Annotated in this window: 34 protein-coding genes; 32 read left to right on the forward strand and 2 right to left on the reverse strand. The window is 42.1% G+C overall.

Going from position 1 to position 20,443, the window contains the following annotated elements; genetic code table 11:
- The first annotated feature begins 10 nt into the window (after window positions 1-10).
- The 30 genes from rpsQ to CVD28_RS22210 all read left to right on the forward strand — a co-directional run bounded on the left by rpsQ (window position 11) and on the right by CVD28_RS22210 (window position 17,582).
- Complete coding sequence (gene rpsQ / locus CVD28_RS22065; protein ID WP_101596692.1) at window positions 11-274, forward strand: 30S ribosomal protein S17; 264 nt, start codon at window positions 11-13, stop codon at window positions 272-274.
- 44 nt (window positions 275-318) lie between these two features.
- Window positions 319-687, forward strand: a complete 369-nt coding sequence (rplN, locus tag CVD28_RS22070; protein ID WP_101596694.1) for a 50S ribosomal protein L14 — start codon at window positions 319-321, stop codon at window positions 685-687.
- A 41-nt stretch (window positions 688-728) separates the two neighbouring features.
- Window positions 729-1,040 carry a 50S ribosomal protein L24 gene (gene rplX, locus CVD28_RS22075; RefSeq protein ID WP_101596697.1) on the forward strand — a complete coding sequence of 104 codons (312 nt, stop codon included), beginning with the start codon at window positions 729-731 and terminating at the stop codon, window positions 1,038-1,040.
- A gap of 29 nt (window positions 1,041-1,069) precedes the next feature.
- Window positions 1,070-1,609 carry a 50S ribosomal protein L5 gene (rplE, locus tag CVD28_RS22080; protein ID WP_101596700.1) on the forward strand — a complete coding sequence of 180 codons (540 nt, stop codon included), beginning with the start codon at window positions 1,070-1,072 and terminating at the stop codon, window positions 1,607-1,609.
- A 25-nt stretch (window positions 1,610-1,634) separates the two neighbouring features.
- Window positions 1,635-1,820 (forward strand): type Z 30S ribosomal protein S14, encoded by a 186-nt coding sequence (locus CVD28_RS22085; RefSeq protein WP_101596703.1) that lies wholly within the window; start codon window positions 1,635-1,637, stop codon window positions 1,818-1,820.
- Between the two features lie 30 nt (window positions 1,821-1,850).
- A complete protein-coding gene (rpsH, locus tag CVD28_RS22090) occupies window positions 1,851-2,249 on the forward strand; it encodes a 30S ribosomal protein S8 (RefSeq protein WP_101596705.1) in 399 nt (132 codons plus the stop codon).
- Between the two features lie 30 nt (window positions 2,250-2,279).
- Complete coding sequence (rplF, locus tag CVD28_RS22095) at window positions 2,280-2,816, forward strand: 50S ribosomal protein L6 (RefSeq protein WP_101596708.1); 537 nt, start codon at window positions 2,280-2,282, stop codon at window positions 2,814-2,816.
- A gap of 33 nt (window positions 2,817-2,849) precedes the next feature.
- Window positions 2,850-3,209 (forward strand): 50S ribosomal protein L18, encoded by a 360-nt coding sequence (gene rplR, locus CVD28_RS22100; RefSeq protein WP_101596711.1) that lies wholly within the window; start codon window positions 2,850-2,852, stop codon window positions 3,207-3,209.
- Between the two features lie 23 nt (window positions 3,210-3,232).
- Complete coding sequence (rpsE, locus tag CVD28_RS22105) at window positions 3,233-3,733, forward strand: 30S ribosomal protein S5 (RefSeq protein ID WP_101596713.1); 501 nt, start codon at window positions 3,233-3,235, stop codon at window positions 3,731-3,733.
- Window positions 3,734-3,746: 13 nt separating this feature from the next.
- Entirely contained in the window at window positions 3,747-3,929 is a 183-nt protein-coding gene (rpmD, locus tag CVD28_RS22110) for a 50S ribosomal protein L30 (RefSeq protein WP_101596716.1), read from the forward strand.
- A 31-nt stretch (window positions 3,930-3,960) separates the two neighbouring features.
- On the forward strand, window positions 3,961-4,401 hold the full coding sequence (rplO, locus tag CVD28_RS22115; RefSeq protein WP_101596720.1) for a 50S ribosomal protein L15: 441 nt from the start codon (window positions 3,961-3,963) through the stop codon (window positions 4,399-4,401).
- Window positions 4,401-5,693 (forward strand): preprotein translocase subunit SecY, encoded by a 1,293-nt coding sequence (gene secY, locus CVD28_RS22120; RefSeq protein WP_101596723.1) that lies wholly within the window; start codon window positions 4,401-4,403, stop codon window positions 5,691-5,693. The genes rplO and secY overlap by 1 nt, the downstream gene beginning before the upstream one ends.
- A gap of 61 nt (window positions 5,694-5,754) precedes the next feature.
- Complete coding sequence (locus tag CVD28_RS22125; RefSeq protein ID WP_101596726.1) at window positions 5,755-6,405, forward strand: adenylate kinase; 651 nt, start codon at window positions 5,755-5,757, stop codon at window positions 6,403-6,405.
- Window positions 6,405-7,151 carry a type I methionyl aminopeptidase gene (map, locus tag CVD28_RS22130; protein ID WP_101596728.1) on the forward strand — a complete coding sequence of 249 codons (747 nt, stop codon included), beginning with the start codon at window positions 6,405-6,407 and terminating at the stop codon, window positions 7,149-7,151. The genes CVD28_RS22125 and map overlap by 1 nt, the downstream gene beginning before the upstream one ends.
- Before the next feature lie 14 nt (window positions 7,152-7,165).
- Entirely contained in the window at window positions 7,166-7,471 is a 306-nt protein-coding gene (locus CVD28_RS22135; RefSeq protein ID WP_101596731.1) for a KOW domain-containing RNA-binding protein, read from the forward strand.
- A 4-nt stretch (window positions 7,472-7,475) separates the two neighbouring features.
- Complete coding sequence (gene infA / locus CVD28_RS22140; protein ID WP_101596733.1) at window positions 7,476-7,694, forward strand: translation initiation factor IF-1; 219 nt, start codon at window positions 7,476-7,478, stop codon at window positions 7,692-7,694.
- Between the two features lie 36 nt (window positions 7,695-7,730).
- Window positions 7,731-7,844: a 50S ribosomal protein L36 gene (gene rpmJ / locus CVD28_RS22145; protein ID WP_000868344.1), complete on the forward strand. Its 114-nt coding sequence runs from the start codon at window positions 7,731-7,733 to the stop codon at window positions 7,842-7,844.
- A 22-nt stretch (window positions 7,845-7,866) separates the two neighbouring features.
- Window positions 7,867-8,232 (forward strand): 30S ribosomal protein S13, encoded by a 366-nt coding sequence (gene rpsM / locus CVD28_RS22150; RefSeq protein WP_101596737.1) that lies wholly within the window; start codon window positions 7,867-7,869, stop codon window positions 8,230-8,232.
- 22 nt (window positions 8,233-8,254) lie between these two features.
- Complete coding sequence (gene rpsK, locus CVD28_RS22155) at window positions 8,255-8,644, forward strand: 30S ribosomal protein S11 (protein ID WP_101596740.1); 390 nt, start codon at window positions 8,255-8,257, stop codon at window positions 8,642-8,644.
- Between the two features lie 181 nt (window positions 8,645-8,825).
- Window positions 8,826-9,770 (forward strand): DNA-directed RNA polymerase subunit alpha, encoded by a 945-nt coding sequence (locus CVD28_RS22160; protein WP_101596743.1) that lies wholly within the window; start codon window positions 8,826-8,828, stop codon window positions 9,768-9,770.
- Window positions 9,771-9,853: 83 nt separating this feature from the next.
- Window positions 9,854-10,216, forward strand: a complete 363-nt coding sequence (gene rplQ, locus CVD28_RS22165; protein WP_101596746.1) for a 50S ribosomal protein L17 — start codon at window positions 9,854-9,856, stop codon at window positions 10,214-10,216.
- Window positions 10,217-10,591: 375 nt separating this feature from the next.
- Window positions 10,592-11,434, forward strand: coding sequence for an energy-coupling factor ABC transporter ATP-binding protein (locus CVD28_RS22170; RefSeq protein ID WP_257985952.1), 843 nt, complete (start codon window positions 10,592-10,594; stop codon window positions 11,432-11,434).
- Window positions 11,410-12,279, forward strand: coding sequence for an energy-coupling factor ABC transporter ATP-binding protein (locus CVD28_RS22175; protein WP_101596751.1), 870 nt, complete (start codon window positions 11,410-11,412; stop codon window positions 12,277-12,279). Before CVD28_RS22170 ends, CVD28_RS22175 begins: the two co-directional genes overlap by 25 nt.
- Window positions 12,276-13,073, forward strand: coding sequence for an energy-coupling factor transporter transmembrane component T family protein (locus CVD28_RS22180; protein ID WP_101596754.1), 798 nt, complete (start codon window positions 12,276-12,278; stop codon window positions 13,071-13,073). The genes CVD28_RS22175 and CVD28_RS22180 overlap by 4 nt, the downstream gene beginning before the upstream one ends.
- 12 nt (window positions 13,074-13,085) lie before the next feature.
- Window positions 13,086-13,823 carry a tRNA pseudouridine(38-40) synthase TruA gene (gene truA, locus CVD28_RS22185; RefSeq protein ID WP_101596757.1) on the forward strand — a complete coding sequence of 246 codons (738 nt, stop codon included), beginning with the start codon at window positions 13,086-13,088 and terminating at the stop codon, window positions 13,821-13,823.
- A 173-nt stretch (window positions 13,824-13,996) separates the two neighbouring features.
- Window positions 13,997-14,434 carry a 50S ribosomal protein L13 gene (rplM, locus tag CVD28_RS22190; protein WP_101596760.1) on the forward strand — a complete coding sequence of 146 codons (438 nt, stop codon included), beginning with the start codon at window positions 13,997-13,999 and terminating at the stop codon, window positions 14,432-14,434.
- A gap of 21 nt (window positions 14,435-14,455) precedes the next feature.
- On the forward strand, window positions 14,456-14,848 hold the full coding sequence (rpsI, locus tag CVD28_RS22195) for a 30S ribosomal protein S9 (RefSeq protein ID WP_101596763.1): 393 nt from the start codon (window positions 14,456-14,458) through the stop codon (window positions 14,846-14,848).
- Window positions 14,849-15,116: 268 nt separating this feature from the next.
- A complete protein-coding gene (locus tag CVD28_RS22200) occupies window positions 15,117-15,560 on the forward strand; it encodes a YbaK family protein (RefSeq protein ID WP_101596765.1) in 444 nt (147 codons plus the stop codon).
- A gap of 92 nt (window positions 15,561-15,652) precedes the next feature.
- Window positions 15,653-16,369, forward strand: coding sequence for an N-acetylmuramoyl-L-alanine amidase CwlD (gene cwlD / locus CVD28_RS22205; protein ID WP_101596767.1), 717 nt, complete (start codon window positions 15,653-15,655; stop codon window positions 16,367-16,369).
- Between the two features lie 163 nt (window positions 16,370-16,532).
- Window positions 16,533-17,582, forward strand: a complete 1,050-nt coding sequence (locus CVD28_RS22210) for an Mrp/NBP35 family ATP-binding protein (RefSeq protein WP_101596769.1) — start codon at window positions 16,533-16,535, stop codon at window positions 17,580-17,582.
- Window positions 17,583-17,647: 65 nt separating this feature from the next.
- On the opposite strand, the gene gerD is transcribed toward CVD28_RS22210, so the two are convergent.
- Window positions 17,648-18,223: a spore germination lipoprotein GerD gene (gene gerD / locus CVD28_RS22215; RefSeq protein WP_101596771.1), complete on the reverse strand. Its 576-nt coding sequence runs from the start codon at window positions 18,221-18,223 to the stop codon at window positions 17,648-17,650.
- Between the two features lie 138 nt (window positions 18,224-18,361).
- Here gerD and CVD28_RS22220 point away from each other — a divergent pair, with 138 nt between their 5' ends.
- Complete coding sequence (locus CVD28_RS22220; protein WP_101596773.1) at window positions 18,362-18,988, forward strand: KinB-signaling pathway activation protein; 627 nt, start codon at window positions 18,362-18,364, stop codon at window positions 18,986-18,988.
- A gap of 37 nt (window positions 18,989-19,025) precedes the next feature.
- On the opposite strand, the gene pdaB is transcribed toward CVD28_RS22220, so the two are convergent.
- Window positions 19,026-19,778, reverse strand: a complete 753-nt coding sequence (pdaB, locus tag CVD28_RS22225; protein ID WP_101596776.1) for a polysaccharide deacetylase family sporulation protein PdaB — start codon at window positions 19,776-19,778, stop codon at window positions 19,026-19,028.
- Window positions 19,779-19,913: 135 nt separating this feature from the next.
- Here pdaB and CVD28_RS22230 point away from each other — a divergent pair, with 135 nt between their 5' ends.
- On the forward strand, window positions 19,914-20,186 hold the full coding sequence (locus CVD28_RS22230; RefSeq protein WP_101596778.1) for a hypothetical protein: 273 nt from the start codon (window positions 19,914-19,916) through the stop codon (window positions 20,184-20,186).
- The last annotated feature ends 257 nt before the right edge of the window (window positions 20,187-20,443 follow it).

Consider the following 20,443-nt stretch of genomic DNA (forward strand, 5'->3'; position numbering starts at 1 on the left):
GTTTGCGCAAATGAGCGAACGCAACCAACGCAAGGTTTATACTGGCCGTGTTGTATCCGACAAAATGGATAAGACAATCACAGTTATGGTTGAAACCTATAAAAAACACACTCTATACGGTAAACGCGTTAAATATTCTAAGAAATTTAAGGCGCATGACGAGCAGAACGAAGCGAAAATTGGCGATACAGTAAGAATTATGGAAACTCGCCCTCTTTCAGCTACTAAACGCTTCCGTCTAGTTGAAGTTGTAGAAAAAGCAGTTATCATTTAATATAGGTTTTCGGATTATGTTTATTCCGAAGGGAGGTTTCGTACATGATTCAACAAGAAACACGTTTAAAAGTCGCTGACAATTCTGGTGCACGCGAAGTACTAACAATTAAAGTTCTTGGTGGTTCTGGCCGCAAAACTGCTAACATCGGTGATATCATCGTATGTACAGTAAAACAAGCAACGCCAGGAGGCGTTGTTAAAAAAGGTGACGTTGTTAAAGCGGTTGTTGTACGTACTAAGTTCGGTGTTCGTCGTAATGATGGTTCTTACATCAAGTTTGACGAAAATGCTTGTGTTATCATCCGTGATGACAAGAGCCCGCGCGGTACCCGTATCTTCGGACCTGTTGCCCGTGAACTTCGTGACAACAGCTTCATGAAGATCGTTTCTCTAGCTCCAGAAGTTTTATAATGATAAATTCTTTAATGCCCTTTCAAGGAGGTGCGAAGCTAATGCATGTTAAAAAAGGTGACAAAGTCGTAGTCATCTCTGGTAAGGACAAAGGCAAACAAGGTGTCATCCTTGAAGCATATCCAAAGAAAAATCGTGTGCTTGTTGAAGGAGTCAACATCGTGAAGAAGCACTCAAAGCCTTCTCAAGCTAATCCACAAGGTGGAATTAACAGCCAAGAAGCTGCTATTCACGTTTCTAACGTTATGCCTCTTGATCCTAAATCAGGTAACCCGACTCGTGTTGGTTACAAGGTGGTTGACGGCAAGAAAGTACGCGTAGCTATTAAATCAGGTGAATCTTTAGATAAATAAGTTACTGAAGAAGGGAGGTACAATAAAGAATGAACCGCCTAAAGGAAAAATTCCAAAAAGAAATGACTCCAGCTCTAATGAGCAAGTTTAATTATAAATCGGTTATGGAAGTTCCAAAAATCGAGAAAATTGTTATCAACATGGGTGTGGGTGACGCTGTTGCCAACGCAAAATCCCTTGACAATGCTGTGGAAGAACTAACTTTGATCACTGGTCAAAAGCCATTGGTTACAAAGGCTAAGAAATCTATCGCTGGTTTCCGTCTTCGTGAAGGAATGCCAATCGGCGCAAAAGTAACATTGCGCGGAGAGCGTATGTATGAATTCCTTGATAAGTTAGTATCTGTTTCTCTACCACGTGTACGTGACTTCCGCGGTGTATCCAAGAAATCATTCGACGGACGCGGAAACTACACTTTAGGTATTAAAGAACAACTCATCTTCCCTGAGATTGACTATGATAAAGTGAGCAAGGTTCGCGGTATGGATATCGTTATCGTAACGACTGCTAATACTGATGAAGAAGCTCGTGAACTACTAACACAATTTGGAATGCCGTTCCAAAAGTAATCTCTAAATAAAGGGAGGCGAAAACGTGGCTAAAAAATCTATGATCTTGAAGCAAAAGCGCGGAGCAAAGTTTAAAGTACAAGACTATACACGCTGCGAACGTTGCGGTCGTCCACATTCAGTACTACGTAAATTCAAACTTTGCCGTATTTGCTTCCGTGAACTTGCATATAAAGGACAAATTCCTGGCGTTAAGAAGGCTAGCTGGTAAAACCCGATTTTGGGAAGGAGGTAATATTAAATGGTCATGACAGATCCTATTGCAGATATGCTTACTCGCATCCGTAATGCGAACATGGTTCGTCACGAAAAACTGGAAGTTCCTGCTTCAAAGATTAAGAGAGATATCGCTGAAATCTTAAAGCGTGAAGGCTTCGTGCGTGACGTAGAATTAATCGAAGACAACAAGCAAGGTGTAATCCGTATCTTCTTGAAATACGGCGTTAATAACGAGCGTGTTATCACTGGACTTAAGCGCATCAGCAAACCTGGTTTGCGTGTTTATGCAAAAACTGGTGAAGTTCCTCGTGTTCTTAACGGTTTAGGTATTGCAATCGTTTCTACTTCTCAAGGAGTTATCACTGATAAAGAAGCTCGCGCTAAACAAGTTGGCGGAGAAGTATTAGCATACGTTTGGTAATTAATTTTTACACGAATGGAGGTGCACTAGATGTCACGCGTAGGTAAAAAACCTATTGAAATCCCTGCTGGCGTTACTGTTACTAACAACAATGGTACTGTAACTGTAAAAGGACCTAAGGGTGAATTAACAAGAACTTTTAATTCTGATATTACAATCAGCATAGAAGAAAACTTAGTAACTGTTTCTCGTCCATCAGATGCAAAAGAACACCGCGCATTACATGGAACAACTCGCGCTGTAATCTCTAACATGGTTGAGGGTGTATCTAAAGGATTCGAAAGATCACTAGAATTAATCGGTGTTGGTTACCGTGCTGCAAAACAAGGTTCAAAGCTTGTACTTAACGTTGGTTACTCTCATCCTGTTGAGATTGAGCCTGAGGCTGGCCTTGAGGTTGAAGTTCCATCAAATACAAAAATTATCGTAAGAGGCGCAAACAAAGAACGCGTTGGCGCGCTTGCTGCTAATATCCGTGACGTTCGTCCGCCTGAGCCATATAAAGGCAAAGGTATCCGTTATGAAGGCGAATTTGTTCGTCGTAAAGAAGGTAAAACAGGTAAGTAATGCTGCCTAAGGTAAACGAAAGGAGTGACGTAAATGATTACGAAGGCTAACAAAAATTCTGTTCGTAAGAAAAGACATGCACGTGTACGTGCTAAGCTTTCCGGAACTGAAGCTCGTCCTCGTTTGAATGTGTTCCGTTCTAACCAACACATTTACGCACAGCTTATTGATGATGTAAACGGCGTAACATTGGCAAGTGCTTCTACTCTTGATAAAGAGCTTGAAGTTGCTGGCAATAACGCTGAAGCAGCACAAAAGGTTGGCGAACTAATCGCAAAGCGCGCTGTTGAGAAAGGTTACAAGTCTGTGGTATTTGACCGCGGAGGATACCTTTTCCACGGACGTATTAAAGCATTAGCGGACGCTGCTCGTGAAAACGGCTTAGAATTTTAATAGATAAAGGAGGGACAAAACAGATGCGTCGTATTGATCCTAATAAATTAGAACTTGAAGAGCGTGTAGTTACGGTTAACCGCGTAGCTAAGGTTGTTAAAGGCGGACGTCGTTTCCGTTTCACTGCACTTGTAGTTGTAGGAGACAAAAACGGTCATGTTGGATTTGGTACAGGTAAAGCACAAGAAGTACCTGATGCAATCCGTAAGGCAATCGAAGATGCAAAGAAAAACCTGGTCACTGTACCGATGGTAGGAACTACAATTCCTCACCTAGTGAACGGCCGCTTTGGTGCGGGACACATCCTTTTGAAGCCTGCTTCTGAAGGTACTGGAGTAATCGCTGGAGGTCCTGTTCGTGCGGTTCTTGAATTAGGCGGAATTAGCGATATTCTTTCTAAATCTCTAGGTTCCAACACACCAATCAACATGGTACGTGCTACATTGGACGGATTAAAGCAATTAAAACGCGCTGAGGACGTAGCTAAGCTGCGTGGCAAATCAGTAGAAGAACTGTTAGGATAAGGAGGGAAATCAAATGGCTAATAAATTAGAAATTACCCTCACTCGCAGCTTGATTGGTCGCCCTGAAGACCAACGCGTTACAGTTAACACACTGGGATTACGCAAAATGCATCAGACAGTTGTTCATGATGATAACCCTGCGATTCGCGGTATGATTAACAAAGTTGCTCATCTTGTTACTGTAAAAGAGCAATAAAATAAATTCTCTCTAACAAGGAGGTGCCAACATGAAACTTCATGAATTACAACCTACAGAAGGTTCTCGTAAAGAACGTAAACGTAAAGGTCGCGGTATCGGTTCTGGTAACGGTAAAACTGCTGGTAAAGGTCATAAAGGTCAAAACGCCCGTTCCGGCGGCGGAGTACGCCTTGGTTTCGAAGGTGGTCAAACACCACTTTTCAGACGTTTGCCTAAACGCGGTTTCACTAACATTAACCGTAAAGACTACGCAATCGTTAACCTTGATACTCTAAACCGTTTCGAGGACGGAACTGAAGTAACACCTGCTCTTCTAGTTGAAACAGGTATTGTAAGCAATGAAAAAGCTGGAATTAAGATTCTGGCTAAAGGCAACGTCGAGAAAAAGCTTACTGTTAAAGCTCACAAATTCTCCTCTACTGCAAAAGAAGCGATCGAAGCTGCTGGCGGTAAAACTGAGGTGATTTAATGTTTCGCACGATCTCCAATTTTATGCGCGTGGGTGATATCAGAAATAAGATCATTTTTACGCTTTTAATGTTGATCGTATATCGCATCGGTACATTTATTCCTGTACCGAATGTGAATGCCGAACTGTTAAAAGCGCAAGATGAACTGAATGTTTTCGGGATCTTAAACACCTTCGGCGGTGGAGCACTGTATAACTTCTCTATCCTGGCGATGGGGATCATGCCTTACATTACGGCTTCTATCATTGTGCAGCTTCTGCAAATGGACGTAGTTCCAAAGTTTGCAGAATGGGCAAAGCAAGGTGAAGTTGGGCGCCGTAAGTTAGCTCAGTTTACCCGCTATGGTACGATTGTGCTTGGTTTTATCCAGGCTTTTGGTATGTCTTACGGATTCAATAATATGGCTGGAGGACAACTTATCAAAAATCCGGGTGTTGGAACGTACTTATTAATAGCGGTAGTTTTGACAGCAGGTACGGCTTTCTTAATGTGGTTAGGAGAGCTGATTACCTCCAAAGGAGTAGGAAATGGAATCTCCATCATAATCTTTGCTGGAATTGTAGCTGGCATACCTTCTACGGTAAATCAGATTTACGCTCAGCAGTTTGAAAATGCAGGGGAAAAGCTATTTATTAATATAGTAATTGTCCTATTGATACTCCTTGCTGTGATTGCAATTGTTGTTGGTGTAGTATTTATCCAGCAAGCACTTCGTAAGATTCCGATTCAATATGCAAAACGAGCTGCAGGACGCAGTCCGGTAGGCGGACAGTCCACTCACCTTCCATTAAAGGTAAATGCAGCTGGCGTTATCCCTGTTATCTTTGCAATGGCGTTTCTCATAACACCAACTACGATCGCTTCGTTCTTTGGTTCTAATGATGTAACGCTATGGATCCAAAAGACATTTGACTATAGCAAGCCAATCGGTATGTTAATCTATGTCGCTCTCATCATCGCTTTCTCTTATTTCTACGCTTTCATTCAGGTTAATCCTGAACAAATGGCAGATAATTTGAAAAAGCAGGGTGGGTATGTTCCAGGAATCCGTCCTGGCAAAAGTACACAGGATTATTTAACGCGTGTATTGTATCGTTTAACATTTGTAGGTTCGCTATTCTTAGCAGCCATTTCTGTTTTACCGGTCTTTTTCGTTTCGTTCGCTAATTTGCCTCAATCTGCTCAAATCGGCGGCACATCCTTACTAATTGTAGTAGGTGTTGCGCTAGATACAATGAAGCAGCTTGAATCCCAGTTAGTAAAACGTCACTATAAAGGCTTTATAAAATAATGTGTTTTTTGGGAACTATGATGTTCCCTTAAACCCATTATGGAGTTTAAGGGGGATTAGTGTGAATCTTGTATTAATGGGGCTACCGGGTGCCGGAAAGGGTACTCAGGCCGAAAGAATCGTAGAAAATTATGACATCCCTCATATCTCTACTGGAGATATGTTCCGAGCTGCTATTAAAGATGGAACGGAACTTGGTTTAAAGGCAAAATCTTTTATGGATAAAGGCGAGCTTGTGCCTGATGAAGTCACAATCGGAATTGTCCGTGAAAGATTAAGTAAATCGGACTGTGAGAAAGGCTTTCTGCTTGATGGCTTTCCGCGCACTGTCGCACAAGCTGAAGCACTTGAAAGCATCCTTTCAGACCTGCAACGCCGCATTGACTTTGTTATCAACATTGATGTCGATAAAAGCATATTGATGGAAAGATTAACTGGCCGCCGTATTTGTAAGAACTGCGGAGCCACTTATCATCTTGTCTTCAATCCTCCGGCAAAAGAAGGAGTATGCGACCGCTGTGGCGGTGAACTTTATCAACGGGCTGATGATAATGAAGAAACGGTTCAAAACCGTTTAGATGTCAACTTAGCACAAACAGAGCCGCTTCTTAACTTCTATAAAGAAAAAGGCTATGTTCGCAACATTAATGGTCAAAAGCACATGGAAGAAGTGTTTGCAGATATTCAGGAACTGCTTGGAGGATTGCGTTAATGATCATCTGTAAGACTCCGCGCGAGATTGAAATCATGCGTGAAGCAGGGCGAATTGTTGCTTTAACTCATCAAGAGCTGAAGAAACATATCATTCCCGGGATCACAACGAAGGAGCTGGACGCAATTGCTGAAAGCTTTATTCGCAAACATGATGCATTCCCTTCATTTAAAGGGTATAATGGATTTCGCGGCAGCATTTGCGCATCTGTTAACAATGAACTTGTCCATGGCATTCCGGGCAGCCGGGTTCTTAATGAAGGCGATATAATCAGCATCGATATTGGTGCTAAGTATAACGGTTATCATGGAGACTCAGCTTGGACGTACCCAGTGGGCAGCATTGATGAAGAGACTATGAGGCTCTTGGATGTAACAGAAGAGTCATTATATAGAGGGCTACAAGAAGCCGTACCAGGTGTGCGTCTTTCAAATATCTCCCATGCAATTCAAACCTATGTCGAAGCCCGCGATTTCTCAATCGTTCGTGAGTATGTAGGCCACGGAATTGGTCAAGACTTACATGAGGACCCTCAAATTCCTCACTATGGTCCACCCGATAAGGGCCCACGCTTAAAGCCGGGTATGGTACTTGCCGTTGAACCTATGGTCAACGCTGGAAGCCGGTATGTGAAAACCCTGGAGGATAACTGGACCGTTGTAACTATTGACGGAAAAATGTGCGCCCACTTTGAACATACTATCGCAATCACTGAATCTGGGTTTGAGATTCTTACCAAACCATAAGTTAGGTGATAGGATTGAAAGATGAAAAATCTAGTTTACGCATAGGGCAATTTGTTCTCATTACCCAAGGTCGAGATACTGGGAATTATGCAGTTGTTATCAGGTTGCTCGATGATAGGTTTGTTTTAATCGCTGATGGCACGAAACACCGGTTTCATGATCCTAAGCGTAAAAACCTTCAACATTTGCGTTTCCTTGATTGTATATCTCCGGAAGTTCGTAACAGTATCATAGAAACAGGTTATGTCACCAATGGGAAGCTTCGTTTCGCGGTTTCGAAATTTGTGAATGAACATGTTGCAAAAGAGAAGGGAGAATAAGTAGATGGCGAAAGATGATGTAATTGAAGTAGAAGGGAAAGTTCAAGAGACTTTGCCTAATGCAATGTTTAAGGTAGAATTAGAAAATGGTCATACTGTATTAGCTCACGTATCCGGGAAAATTCGTATGCACTTCATTCGCATTTTGCCTGGGGATAGAGTCACTGTTGAGCTTTCACCTTATGATCTAACTCGCGGAAGAATCACTTACCGATTTAAATAAAGTAAGCTCCGATTTGTATAAGGAGGTTAGATAGCAATGAAAGTCAGACCATCAGTAAAGCCAATCTGCGAAAAGTGCAAAGTAATCCGCAGAAGAGGCAAAGTAATGGTTATTTGCGAAAACCCTAAGCATAAACAAAAACAAGGCTAATATTGAAGGAGGTGCTACTCACATGGCACGTATTGCTGGTGTTGATATTCCACGTGACAAGCGTATTGTCATTTCATTAACATATATTTATGGTATTGGTAAGCAAACTGCAATTAAAGTTCTTTCAGAAGCTGGTGTTTCTGAAGATACTCGTGTACGCGATCTTACTGAAGACGAATTAAACAAAATTCGTGATATCGTTGATAAGCTAAAGGTAGAAGGTGACCTTCGCCGTGAAATTTCCCTAAACATCAAACGTCTTATGGAAATTGGTTCTTATCGTGGATTGCGTCATCGTCGCGGACTTCCTGTTCGTGGTCAAAATACAAAAAACAACGCTCGTACGCGTAAAGGACCTCGCCGTACAGTAGCTAACAAGAAAAAATAATCAGTAAAGGAGGGTACTTTTCATGGCACGTAAAACTAATACACGTAAACGTCGTGTAAAAAAGAATATTGAAACTGGTATTGCACATATTCGCTCTACTTTCAACAACACAATTGTTACGATTACTGATGCCCATGGTAATGCTATTTCATGGTCAAGTGCTGGAGCTTTAGGCTTTAGAGGATCTCGTAAATCCACTCCGTTCGCTGCACAAATGGCTGCTGAAACTGCTGCTAAAACTTCTATGGAGCATGGCATGAAAACTCTTGAGGTAACTGTAAAAGGACCTGGAGCTGGTCGTGAGGCTGCAATCCGTGCACTACAGGCCGCTGGTCTTGAAGTTACAGCTATCAGAGACGTTACTCCAGTTCCACATAACGGATGCCGTCCACCAAAACGTCGCCGTGTTTAATTTTTCTGTATAAATTTTGTATTGTTGTCTATAATGGGATATAATACAAATTTTGCGTTCTACAGAATTATTAAATCAGTTGTTGCGCATATTCGGGAACGTATATATGGGGAATTTCGGTTAGATGCGATTTTCGTATCTGCTAACCGGGGTTTCGACGTTTTGAAGGAGGGTTTATTGGATGATTGAAATAGAAAAACCAAAAATCGAAACGGTTGAAATCAACGATGATGCCAAGTATGGCAAGTTCGTCGTGGAGCCACTTGAGCGTGGGTATGGTACAACTCTGGGTAACTCCTTACGTCGTATTCTATTATCCTCACTCCCAGGCGCTGCAGTAACAGCTATTCAAATCGATGGTGTGCTGCATGAGTTCTCAACAATTGAAGGCGTTGTAGAAGATGTTACTTCTATCATTCTGAATGTGAAGAAATTAGCTCTCAAGATTTACTCCGATGAAGAAAAAACGCTTGAAATTGATGTGCAGGGTGAAGGTGTAGTTACGGCAGCTGACATTACGCATGACAGTGACGTGGAAATTCTTAATCCGGATTTACACATTGCAACACTTGGCAGAAACGGCCAAATGCGTATGAGATTAACAGCCCGCCGTGGTCGCGGATATACACGTGCTGATAACAACAAACGTGACGATCAGCCAATTGGTGTAATTCCTATCGACTCCATTTACACTCCTGTATCACGTGTAACCTACCAGGTTGAAAATACTCGTGTAGGCCAAATGACAAACTACGATAAGCTCACACTTGATGTTTGGACTGATGGAAGCAATGGTCCGCAGGAAGCTGTTGCGCTTGGTGCCAAGATTTTAACAGAGCATTTGAATATCTTTGTTGGTTTAACTGATGAAGCTCAAAATGCCGAAATCATGGTCGAAAAAGAGGAAGACCAAAAAGAAAAAGTTCTGGAAATGACAATTGAAGAACTGGATCTTTCTGTTCGTTCTTATAACTGCTTAAAGCGTGCTGGAATCAATACCGTTCAAGAGCTTGCTCATAAAACGGAAGAAGATATGATGAAAGTACGTAACCTGGGACGCAAATCCCTTGAAGAAGTAAAAGCAAAATTAGAAGAATTAGGCTTAGGTCTTAGAAAAGACGACTAATGACTAGTTAGCTCTGCTTACTAGCCATTTTGCTGTGAGCCTGATAACAGAATATCTTGATCAACAAAGGAGGGAATCTCTCAATGGGTTACAGAAAGTTAGGACGCACTAGCTCACAACGTAAGGCTTTGTTACGTGATTTAACAACTGACCTTATCATTCATGAGCGTATTGAAACTACTGAAGCACGTGCTAAAGAATTACGTTCTGTTGTAGAAAAAATGATCACTCTTGGTAAGCGTGGTGACTTGCATGCACGCCGTCAGGCAGCAGCTTACGTTCGTAATGAAGTAGCTGATGCTGAAAAAGGCCAAGATGCGGTTCAAAAATTATTCAGCGATATCGCTCCACGTTATGAAGAACGCCAAGGCGGATACACTCGTATTATGAAGATGGGTCCACGCCGCGGAGACGGTGCACCAATCGTAGTTATCGAGTTAGTTTAATAACAAACGTGAAAAGGGGCGGGACAGTTGAATACTAACTTGTCTTTGCCCTTTTTTCTTATCTAATCAAACCACTGCACACCATTGTATCTTGCATAAAGAAATGCGCATTGCGGAGCGTTATGATGGCTGGAGAACGGAAACTAGTACCCTTCACGTCTAGCTCTTGCACCCCTTCTCGCTTATAGAAAGCGAATGTTGTAACGGTCCTTATTTTTGCGGACAGGACCTTTAAGCTGCTCTTAATTTACCGGGTTAATCCGGTGGAAGGGGTGCAGCGTTTTTTTATACCCAGAAATAAATCCAGATATGATAGAGACAAAAGGCAAATGTCCTTTGGCTTTTAAACAAGGCTTGGATAGGGGAGGAAATGCTTTGACTAGAGAACAACTGGTGTCACTTGATAATATTGTTTTCAAATATGACGGCCAGGAACGCAATGCGATTGATCGTGTTTCATTTGAAGTTTTAAAAGGGGAATGGCTGGCCATTGTAGGACACAATGGATCAGGCAAGTCAACGCTTGCCAAATTGTTAAACGGGCTGCAGTTTCCGGCGGAAGGCAAGATTGTTGTGAATGGCATGGAGCTGTCAGAAGAATCCGTTTGGGATGTGAGAAAGCGAATAGGTATGGTCTTTCAAAATCCCGATAACCAGTTTGTAGGGACGACTGTTCAGGATGATGTGGCTTTTGGTTTAGAAAACGCGGGCATCGAACCGGAAATTATGAGAGAACGGGTTAAGAATGCATTAAAGCGAGTTAAAATGGAACAATTTCTTAATCAAGAGCCGCACCATCTTTCCGGGGGGCAAAAGCAGCGTGTTGCGATTGCTGGTGTACTGGCTCTGCAGCCAGATATCGTTATCCTTGATGAAGCGACTTCCATGCTTGACCCTAGAGGAAGAGAAGAAGTATTGGAGACGGTTAGAGAATTAAAGGAAGAAAATGTCCTGACTGTTATATCCATTACTCATGATTTAGAGGAAGCGGCAAAAGCTGATCGGATGATTGTCATGAACAAAGGGACCGTTTATCGCGAGGGAACTCCCCGTGAAATTTTTGAGCTTGAGGAAGAACTTATCTCGCTGGGCCTTGATATTCCATTTTCAATCAAGCTGGCCAAGTCGCTCCGCAAAAATGGCGTTGAGGTAGAAGACAGGCAACTGACAGACGAAGAGTTGGTGAGAGAGTTATGCGTATTGTACTCCAGGATGTAGAATATCGTTACCAAGTAAATACCCCATTTGAAAGGCTGGCCATCCATGATGTGAACCTGGCTATCGAGCCCGGCACATACATGGCTTTGATTGGTCACACCGGCTCAGGAAAATCAACGATACTGCAGCATCTAAATGGCCTGCTGCAGCCGACTAAGGGAAAGATTCAGGTGGGTGACCGAACAATTGAGGCCGGCAAAAAGGAAAAGCAGCTGCGGCCGATACGAAAAAAGGTCGGAATCGTTTTTCAATTTCCGGAGCATCAGCTGTTTGAAGAAACAGTTGAAAAGGATATTTGTTTTGGGCCGATCAATTTTGGCGTACCGGAAGAAGATGCGAAGCAATTAGCCAGAAATGCTTTAAAACAAGTTGGATTAGGGGAAGAAATCCTGGATAAGTCCCCTTTTGATTTATCTGGGGGACAGATGAGAAGAGTTGCTATTGCCGGTGTTCTGGCAATGGAGCCTGATGTGCTAGTGTTAGATGAACCAACTGCCGGACTTGATCCGCGCGGCCGTAAAGAAATTATGGACATGTTCTATCAGCTTCATAATGAACGGGGCATTTCAACTGTTCTGGTGACTCATAGCATGGAGGATGCAGCACGCTATGCAGATGAGATTGTGATCATGCATAAAGGCACTGTGTATCAAAAGGGGTCTCCTAACGAAGTCTTTTCACAGCCGGAACAGCTGCTGGAGCTTGGGCTTGATGTTCCTGACACCGTTCGTTTTCAGCTTAAGCTGCAAAAGGAGATGGGAGTCCGCTTTGATAAGCCATGCTTGGATATAGAAGAGCTTGCAATGGAAATTAAGCGGGTAATGAAATGGGGTGAGCGCTCATGATGGAAAAGATGATATTTGGCCGTTATGTTCCTGCTGAGTCCCCACTTCATAGAATGGATCCCCGTTCTAAGCTGCTAATGGTTTTTTTCTTTGTTTGCATTGTATTCTTAGCAAACAATACTTTAACTTATGTGATTCTTGGATGTTTCACTTTAGCAATGCTGTTCGTCTCCAAGATCCCGCTCCGGTTCTTATTTAATGGTCTGAAGCCGGTTTTCTGGCTCATATTGTTCACACTGTTCCTCCACGTTTTTTTTACAAAAGAAGGCGATGTGTTATACCGTATAGGCAGACTAGAAATATACGAAGGCGGAGTCAGGCAGGGGCTCTTTATTTCGCTTCGATTCACTTATTTAATCTTAATCACTTCTTTGCTGACACTTACGACCACTCCCATATCGATCACCGATGGGATGGAGCAGCTGCTTAATCCTTTGAAAAAGATGAAAATGCCTGTGCACGAGCTGGCGCTGATGATGTCTATTTCATTGCGGTTTATTCCGACTCTGATGGAGGAAACAGACAAAATTATGAAAGCGCAAGCTGCTAGAGGCGTTGATTTTTCTTCAGGCCCGATTAAGGAAAGGGTCAAAGCGATTGTTCCTTTGCTGGTTCCGTTATTTGTGAGCGCGTTTAAAAGGGCGGAGGAGCTGGCCACAGCCATGGAGGCAAGGGGCTATCGCGGCGGGGAGGGCAGAACGAAATACCGGCAGTTAAACTGGCAGGCCCTGGACACGCTTCTAATTGTGTCTCTTGTAGGGATTACGATTCTTCTGGCAGTCTTTAGAACATGAGGGTGAAGGCTTATGCAAAAATATAAATGCACAATTGCTTATGATGGAAGCTTGTTTTCCGGATATCAGGTTCAGCCGGATAAACGGACAGTTCAAAGTGAGATCGAAAAAGCATTGAGTAAGATGCATAAAGGTACGGAAGTTAAGATAACTGCGTCAGGCAGGACCGATGCAGGAGTTCACGCGAAGGGGCAGGTCTTTCATTTTCAGTCGCCCCTGGCTATTCCTATATCAAATTGGGAAAAAGGATTGAACGCCATGCTTCCCGATGATATTTCCGTACTGGCTATAAAAAAGGCCGCTCCTGATTTTCATGCAAGGTTTGATGCTGTCGGCAAGGAATACCGTTACATCTTGTCGCGGGCTGAAAGAAGAGATCCTTTTAGCCGGAATTTTACCTATCATTACCCTTTTGCGTTAAATTATGATGCGGTAAGGGAAGCGGCACAATTTTTTATTGGCACTCATGACTTCACCTCTTTTTGCTCGGCAAAAACAGAAGTAGTGGACAAGGTCAGGACGATCCATGAGATTGACTTTTATGAACAGGATGATATGCTGATTTTCAGATTTGTCGGCAATGGCTTTTTGTACAATATGGTAAGAATTTTAATGGGGACGCTTCTGGAGGCTGGAAGCGGCAAAAAACTCCCGGGAGAAATGCTGGACATACTCGATAAGAAGGACCGCGGAGCAGCCGGAAAAACGGCTCCTGGACATGGTTTGTATCTTTGGAAGGTGCATTATTAACTATTTAAAAAAATATTTCTCATGACAACTAATCCCGGTGTAACATTCTCTTGACAATGGCCCAGATAGCGGCTAATATAATATGGTATGTATTTTAATCCCACGATAAGCCCCGGAAGTCTTATTGTGATTGAAAATAAATATAACCAATGAACTTTTTTAGGAGGGTAATCATGCGTACAACATTTATGGCGAAAGCAAATGAAGTTGAACGTAAGTGGTATGTTATCGACGCAGATGGTCAAACTCTTGGTCGTCTTGCTAGCGAAGTAGCAGCTATTTTACGCGGTAAAAACAAACCAACATTTACACCAAACGTAGACACTGGTGATCACGTGATCATCATTAATGCATCAAAGATCCATTTGACAGGTAAGAAATTGACTGACAAGATCTACTACCGTCACAGCCAATATGCTGGTGGTCTTAAAACAAGAACAGCTCTTGAGATGCGCACTAACTACCCTGAGAGAATGCTTGAGCTTGCTATCAAAGGTATGCTTCCAAAGAACTCTCTTGGTCGTCAAATGTTCAAAAAATTGCACGTATATGCTGGCAGCGAGCATAAGCAGCAAGCTCAACAGCCTGAAGTATACGAATTACGCGGATAATAAATAAGGAGGTAAACAATCTTGGCACAAGTTCAATATTATGGCACTGGCCGCCGCAAGAGCTCAGTTGCTCGTGTACGTTTAGTACCAGGCGAAGGCCGCATCATCATCAACGGACGTGAAATTGAAGACTATATCCCATTTGAAGCTTTACGCGAAGTTGTAAAGCAACCGTTAGTAGCTACTGAAACTACTAGCAACTATGACGCTCTTGTTAGCGTTAATGGCGGTGGTTACACTGGCCAAGCTGGCGCAATTCGTCACGGTATCGCTCGTGCATTGCTTCTTGCTGACCCAGAATACCGTCCAACTTTAAAATCAGCTGGACTATTAACACGTGACGCTCGTATGAAAGAACGTAAAAAATACGGTCTTAAAGGCGCTCGTCGTGCACCTCAGTTCTCAAAGCGTTAATTTTTGGCGCTTCAAAGGCTCTCGACCAATTTGGTTGGGGGTCTTTTATTTTGAATTTCCACTTTTAATTGTCTTTTTCACGGGGAACTGTATAAGCGTTTTACTTCTTACTGTATTATCCCCCACTTTACACCTGGTTCACCTATAAATTTTTGCCACTGCCTCCCCAGTAAAAAACAAGAATCTCCGGCGCCTTGAGGCTAAAACTAAATACATACCCGGGAGGTCCGGGAAAAGGGGTCATACCCTCATCACGAGGTGCTTATAGATGAATGTAATCACAACTTTGAAGGAAAAACGGAAAGAGAAGCAGATCAAGTATGAGCGCACAGTCCTAAAGGATATTTCAATCGGGAATATGAAAAAACGGGTTCAGGAATTTTTTGCAGAGGATCGGACTCTTGGAGTAGCGTTTAGTCAAGTTCTTGAAGAGGGATGTTTTGATGTGGCTGTTGAGGCGTATTTGCTGGGTGCCCATTTCAGTAAGTTTGGGTACTATGGCGAGCCTATTGAGGCCGTTAAATATAGATGTTTATCCCAAGAGAAGCACCTTATTGATACCCTGTTCAATTTTATATTGTATTGGGGTAAGGTTGGAGAAAATGACCTTTACAATGAGTCTTTGTATTATCGCTGTGAAGGATTTGTGGAGACATGGTGGAAAGAAGGATATGAAAATGGTCAGCGCCGATATAAAATGCGGCTCCATTAAACGATTGCAGGCAGAAGAATCATTGCGGTTCTATTTCGCTTTCCTGTCCCATATTTTTAAATGTAGGACGAGTGGAAAAGGAGATAGGCCCAATGAGAAGAAAGCTAAAATATACCGGCTTTGCAATCGGAATTATCCTGCTGTTTTTAATCATGACGATGAATTTGGTGGAGAATAATTCCTGGAAGTCATGGAATCTCCCTTTAAGCGGGAAGATCGTAATTCTAGATGCTGGACATGGCGCACCAGATGCCGGAGCTACTGTCCCGAATGTACTGGAGAAGGACATTGCTCTATCCATTACCCAAAAACTAAGGACTTTTTTGGAGGAACAGGGTGCGTTGGTGATTCTGACAAGGGAAGACGATAATGATCTCGCTGCCAAAGAAACAAAGGGGCTGAGCAACCGTAAGCGGGAAGATCTCCGGAAAAGAGTCGAAATAATCAATAATTCTGATGCAGATTTATTTCTAAGCATTCACTTGAACTCGCTCTCTTCCCATAGGTGGAAAGGTGCCCAAACATTCTATTCCTTACGCTATGAAGAAAATAAACAAGTGGCAAAATACATCCAGTCAGAAATTAAAAGAAATCTGGAAAATACAGACCGTAAGGCAAAGGTGTTAGACAATATTTATATATTGAGGAATGCAAAGAAACCCGGTGCATTAGTAGAGGTTGGTTTCCTTTCTAATCCGGAGGACCGGAAAAATCTCATGGATGATGCGTATCAAGAAAGTGTAGCTGCATCTATTTACACAGGGATATTGAAATATTTCACAGAAGAAGCTGCGCCGAAAGAGAAATAAAAAATTGATACTGCCTGCCATCTGGCGGGCTCTTTTAATGGTTAAGAAGTAAAATTCCTTTAATATTTTAATTTTCAAACCAGCTATTTCACAGCGGCGCGAAATAAAAACAAATATGGTATACTAAGGGCTGAAAACGAATTCATTAAGGCAGGTGCTAACCGTGTTAACAGAACAAAAAGTTATCGAAGCCTTACATAACTTGCAAGATCCGTTTCTTCATAAAAGCCTGGAAGAAACAAACGGAATTCTCGAGGTCAAGATAAAGCCAGAAAAGAACCATGTAAGCGTGAAAATTGCAATTGCCAAAACAGGGACTGGAGAACAGATGCAGCTTCAGACAAAGGTGGTAGAGCTGTTGAAGAATGCTGGTGCAGATACTGTGGGAATCCGTTTTGCGGAATTACCTGCTGAAGAGCTCGCAAAGCATCGTTCCAATGCCCCTCAACAAGATCTTGGTCTGCTGTCTCCGGGGAATACAACACAGTTTATTGCGATTGCCTCAGGAAAGGGCGGGGTAGGTAAATCTACAATTTCCGTCAACTTTGCAACGGCACTTGCACGGCTTGGAAAGAAAGTTGGATTGGTAGATGCTGATATCTACGGTTTCTCTGTGCCGGATATGATGGGTATTACAAAGAGACCTGCCGTACGCGGTGAAAAAATCATTCCAGTTGAACGATTTGGTGTAAAAGTCATCTCTATGGGATTTTTTGTGGAGGACAATGCGCCAATCATCTGGAGAGGACCAATGCTTGGAAAAATGCTCAACAGTTTCTTCAATGAAGTAGAATGGGGAGAACTGGATTATCTTGTACTTGACCTTCCGCCGGGAACGGGTGATGTAGCGCTTGATGTCCATAATATGCTGCCATCTTGTAAAGAAATCATTGTAACGACTCCCCATCCGACAGCGGCCTTTGTTGCGGCGCGGGCAGGAGCGATGGCTCTTAAAACGAACCATGATGTCATTGGGGTTATTGAGAATATGTCTTATTTTGAAAGCCAATTAACAGGAGAAAAAGAATATGTATTCGGACAAGGCGGCGGCCAGAAGCTAGCCGAAGAGCTCCAGACAGAATTGCTCGGACAGCTTCCGCTACAGCAGCCTGATTGGAATGAAGAAGACTTTGCTCCTTCAATCTATGCAGAGGATCACAAGCTTGGCCGAATTTATACAGATATCGCCCAAAAAGTAATCAATATTCTTTAGTATCTTTAAAGAAGCCTTACTCCATGTGGAGAAGGCTTCTTTTGTATGCACGTAATAAAGTGTAATTAGCTGCCTCCTGCCGGTTTTTTCTGGCTTTGCATTTGTTCAGCAGCCTGCATAAGGATATCTTGGATTTTTTCCTGCGCTAAGGGACTATCCATGGTTTCAAGCATAATTTTTTTTGTTTCATCACGCATGGCCTTGCTTTTGATTAACGTGCCAAGCTCTTTTTGTAGCTCAGGATCCCTCATTACTTCCATAAGCATTGCCCGATATTGAGGGTCTTTCATTAAATCTTTAAGCAGATTTTCGTGTTCCTGTTGAAGCCCTCTGGCATATGCCGAAGCAAATTTTGGATCCTTAAACGCCTTTTCCCAAAACTCTTTGGCTTTATCTGAAGTCATGGATTGTTCAATCGTCGAAGAGACAACTTTCTGATCCATTACAAGCTGGCTTTTGACTTTATCATCCGACATAACATCCTGGATCGCCTTCTTGCCTTCGTCGGTTTTTAATATATCTACAACCATTTTCTTAGTTTCTTCATATTCCACTCTTTGACCGCCGGACTCTTTTGGAGAACAGCCGGTAAAAAGGAAACAGAAAGCAGAGAAAGTAAGCAATGCCACTCTCATTCTCATGTTGTAAGAGCCCCTTTCATGACTTCATATTCTTAATATGGTACTCGGATAGAAAAATATTCGCTTGCGGAAATTGTAGATTTTTGTAAGGGTGGTTGGTACAATCAAGTGGGATGAATAATATTTGGAGGAAAAAAAGTGAACAGCCGTAATTTGGTTCGATTATTTATGACAACATTATTCTTGGGAGGCGCGACAGCCGGAATTGTCGGTTTTGTTGCCCGCTGGAATGAATACCGGTCCTTGTTTGCTTCAGGCGAACTTGGTGAGCTTTTAATGACCTTTTTCTGGCTGGTAGGGGTAGGTTTAATATTCAGCGTCATTAGCCAAATGGGTTTCTTTGCATACTTAACTGTCCATCGTTTTGGATTAGGAATATTTAAAACGGCAAAGCTCTGGAATGCGGTTCAAATCTTACTTATCGCTTTTACATTATTTGACGTAGTCTATTTCCGTTATGAGTCATTTTCAAAGGGGGAAGGGATAGCGGGCTATATGGGATGGGCCATTGTTTTGTTGGCTGTTGGCTTGATTGTAGCTTTTATAAAAGTGAAACAGACCAACAAACTAGCCTTTATTCCTGCTTTATTTTTCATGGTAGTTGTAACTGCTGTAGAATGGGTGCCGGTTCTGCGGATTAATGATAACAGCTGGATGTATTTTATGCTGCTTCCTCTCTTAGTTTGTAATGCTTATCAGCTCTTAATACTAAGCAAGCTAAATGAAAAATCGATGAAAGAATTAGCTTCCAAAAAGAAAAAATGACCTTCCGCGCTGCGGGAGGCCATTTTTTTCATTTAAGCTACTTGACTTCTTCAGTGCGAGTAGAAGAATTAGCAATCATTTCAGACACGGTCACCAATGTTAAATGTTTTGAACGGATAGTGTTTAAGATCTCAGGCAGGGCTCCTGCAGTTTGTTTTGCTGAGTCGGAGGCATGGAGCAGCACAATATCCCCTTTCTCCGCAATTTTTAGGTTTTCTACAATTTTTTCCGTTCCGGGATTAGTCCAATCCTTTGAATCCAAGCTCCAATGGACAACAGAATAGCCAAATCTGTCTGCGATTTTTAGAAACCGCTTATCAAAATGTCCGGTTGGAGCGCGAATTAACTCGATTTTTTTCACTCCTAATTTTTTAAATGCAACTTGGGCTTTAGAAATTTCCCTGATGATTTCTTTGTCCTCCAAATCGGTGTAATCCTCATAATCATATCCAAGCATTCCGATTTCGTACCCCTCTTTCACAATTCGGCTGACAATATCCGGATGCCTTTCAGCCCATGCACCCGATAAGAAAAAGGTAGCAGCTTTAACATTCTCCGCCTTTAATGTATCAAGAATGGGGACGGCTTTTTCGTCTCCCCAGCCAATATTAAAGGTTAACGCAAGGTCCTTTTCTCCTTCGTAAACCGCCTTAGGACCACTTGCTGTTGAAAAAACCGGTATATTGACAATCTCTTGAATATAAAAAAACCAGGCTGTAAACAATGCAGTAAGTAAAATGAAAGCATACTGTTTAAACCTTCTTGCATTTAGTACAAGAAAAAAATTCATTATTATCACCTCGTCCAAGCACTCTTGAAACATCCTATGCTCATTTTTTAGAGTTCATGCAAAAACTTGAAAAGATGCAAACATAAAAAAAGGAGGAATGGAAAGTATAGTAAAAAATGCTAAAGAGGTGGAGTAATGCTTGGTTTTATGATCTCCGGAATCGAACAGAAAGAGATAGAGTACCTATTAAAGAGAGAATTGGATGAAATCTTATTTGATTTAATGGATGAACGGATCGACCAAGTTGTAAAAAGGGCGATGGAGGAAAGGTATAAGATTCTATTTAATATCTTAAAAAGAGTAGCCTCTCCAAAGGAGTGCTTTAAATATATGCGGACTAAAACCTCTTCGAAAAGAAAAGAACATCCCTCAAAGGACACCTGGAAAGGTTCTCAAGCGAAAAAGTAAAAAAGTTATTGACGAAGTGATTTTATCCTGATATATTATAAAAGTTGCTTAAGACAAATAAATGAATTTGATTATGCAATGAAGTAAAATGGAAAAAGTTGTTGACTTTTGGTTGTTGGCTTGGTATGATAGTAAGGTCGCTTCTAAGAGAACTTGCAGCGGAATTGCTCTTTGAAAACTGAACAAAACAAAGCGCCAACGTTTTAAGTAATAGTGAGCACACACTAAAAAAGCAAATGAGCAAGTCAAATTCTATC

Source organism: Bacillus sp. M6-12, from assembly GCF_002860285.1.
GTDB lineage: Bacteria > Bacillota > Bacilli > Bacillales > DSM-1321 > Peribacillus.

Coding starts and splice junctions, on each gene's coding strand:
- rpsE (WP_101596713.1), top strand. CDS start 3,233: ATGCGTCGTATTGATCCTAATAAATTAGAACTTGAAGAGCGTGTAGTT.
- rpmJ (WP_000868344.1), top strand. CDS start 7,731: ATGAAAGTCAGACCATCAGTAAAGCCAATCTGCGAAAAGTGCAAAGTA.
- rpsH (WP_101596705.1), top strand. CDS start 1,851: ATGGTCATGACAGATCCTATTGCAGATATGCTTACTCGCATCCGTAAT.
- rplO (WP_101596720.1), top strand. CDS start 3,961: ATGAAACTTCATGAATTACAACCTACAGAAGGTTCTCGTAAAGAACGT.
- CVD28_RS22180 (WP_101596754.1), top strand. CDS start 12,276: ATGATGGAAAAGATGATATTTGGCCGTTATGTTCCTGCTGAGTCCCCA.
- rplX (WP_101596697.1), top strand. CDS start 729: ATGCATGTTAAAAAAGGTGACAAAGTCGTAGTCATCTCTGGTAAGGAC.
- secY (WP_101596723.1), top strand. CDS start 4,401: ATGTTTCGCACGATCTCCAATTTTATGCGCGTGGGTGATATCAGAAAT.
- cwlD (WP_101596767.1), top strand. CDS start 15,653: ATGAGAAGAAAGCTAAAATATACCGGCTTTGCAATCGGAATTATCCTG.
- rplF (WP_101596708.1), top strand. CDS start 2,280: ATGTCACGCGTAGGTAAAAAACCTATTGAAATCCCTGCTGGCGTTACT.
- rplE (WP_101596700.1), top strand. CDS start 1,070: ATGAACCGCCTAAAGGAAAAATTCCAAAAAGAAATGACTCCAGCTCTA.
- rpsM (WP_101596737.1), top strand. CDS start 7,867: ATGGCACGTATTGCTGGTGTTGATATTCCACGTGACAAGCGTATTGTC.
- truA (WP_101596757.1), top strand. CDS start 13,086: ATGCAAAAATATAAATGCACAATTGCTTATGATGGAAGCTTGTTTTCC.
- rplQ (WP_101596746.1), top strand. CDS start 9,854: ATGGGTTACAGAAAGTTAGGACGCACTAGCTCACAACGTAAGGCTTTG.
- rplM (WP_101596760.1), top strand. CDS start 13,997: ATGCGTACAACATTTATGGCGAAAGCAAATGAAGTTGAACGTAAGTGG.
- pdaB (WP_101596776.1), bottom strand. CDS start 19,778: ATGAATTTTTTTCTTGTACTAAATGCAAGAAGGTTTAAACAGTATGCT.
- rpsK (WP_101596740.1), top strand. CDS start 8,255: ATGGCACGTAAAACTAATACACGTAAACGTCGTGTAAAAAAGAATATT.
- rplR (WP_101596711.1), top strand. CDS start 2,850: ATGATTACGAAGGCTAACAAAAATTCTGTTCGTAAGAAAAGACATGCA.
- rpsQ (WP_101596692.1), top strand. CDS start 11: ATGAGCGAACGCAACCAACGCAAGGTTTATACTGGCCGTGTTGTATCC.
- CVD28_RS22175 (WP_101596751.1), top strand. CDS start 11,410: ATGCGTATTGTACTCCAGGATGTAGAATATCGTTACCAAGTAAATACC.
- rpmD (WP_101596716.1), top strand. CDS start 3,747: ATGGCTAATAAATTAGAAATTACCCTCACTCGCAGCTTGATTGGTCGC.
- gerD (WP_101596771.1), bottom strand. CDS start 18,223: ATGAGAATGAGAGTGGCATTGCTTACTTTCTCTGCTTTCTGTTTCCTT.
- CVD28_RS22230 (WP_101596778.1), top strand. CDS start 19,914: ATGCTTGGTTTTATGATCTCCGGAATCGAACAGAAAGAGATAGAGTAC.
- CVD28_RS22160 (WP_101596743.1), top strand. CDS start 8,826: ATGATTGAAATAGAAAAACCAAAAATCGAAACGGTTGAAATCAACGAT.
- map (WP_101596728.1), top strand. CDS start 6,405: ATGATCATCTGTAAGACTCCGCGCGAGATTGAAATCATGCGTGAAGCA.
- rplN (WP_101596694.1), top strand. CDS start 319: ATGATTCAACAAGAAACACGTTTAAAAGTCGCTGACAATTCTGGTGCA.
- infA (WP_101596733.1), top strand. CDS start 7,476: ATGGCGAAAGATGATGTAATTGAAGTAGAAGGGAAAGTTCAAGAGACT.
- CVD28_RS22200 (WP_101596765.1), top strand. CDS start 15,117: ATGAATGTAATCACAACTTTGAAGGAAAAACGGAAAGAGAAGCAGATC.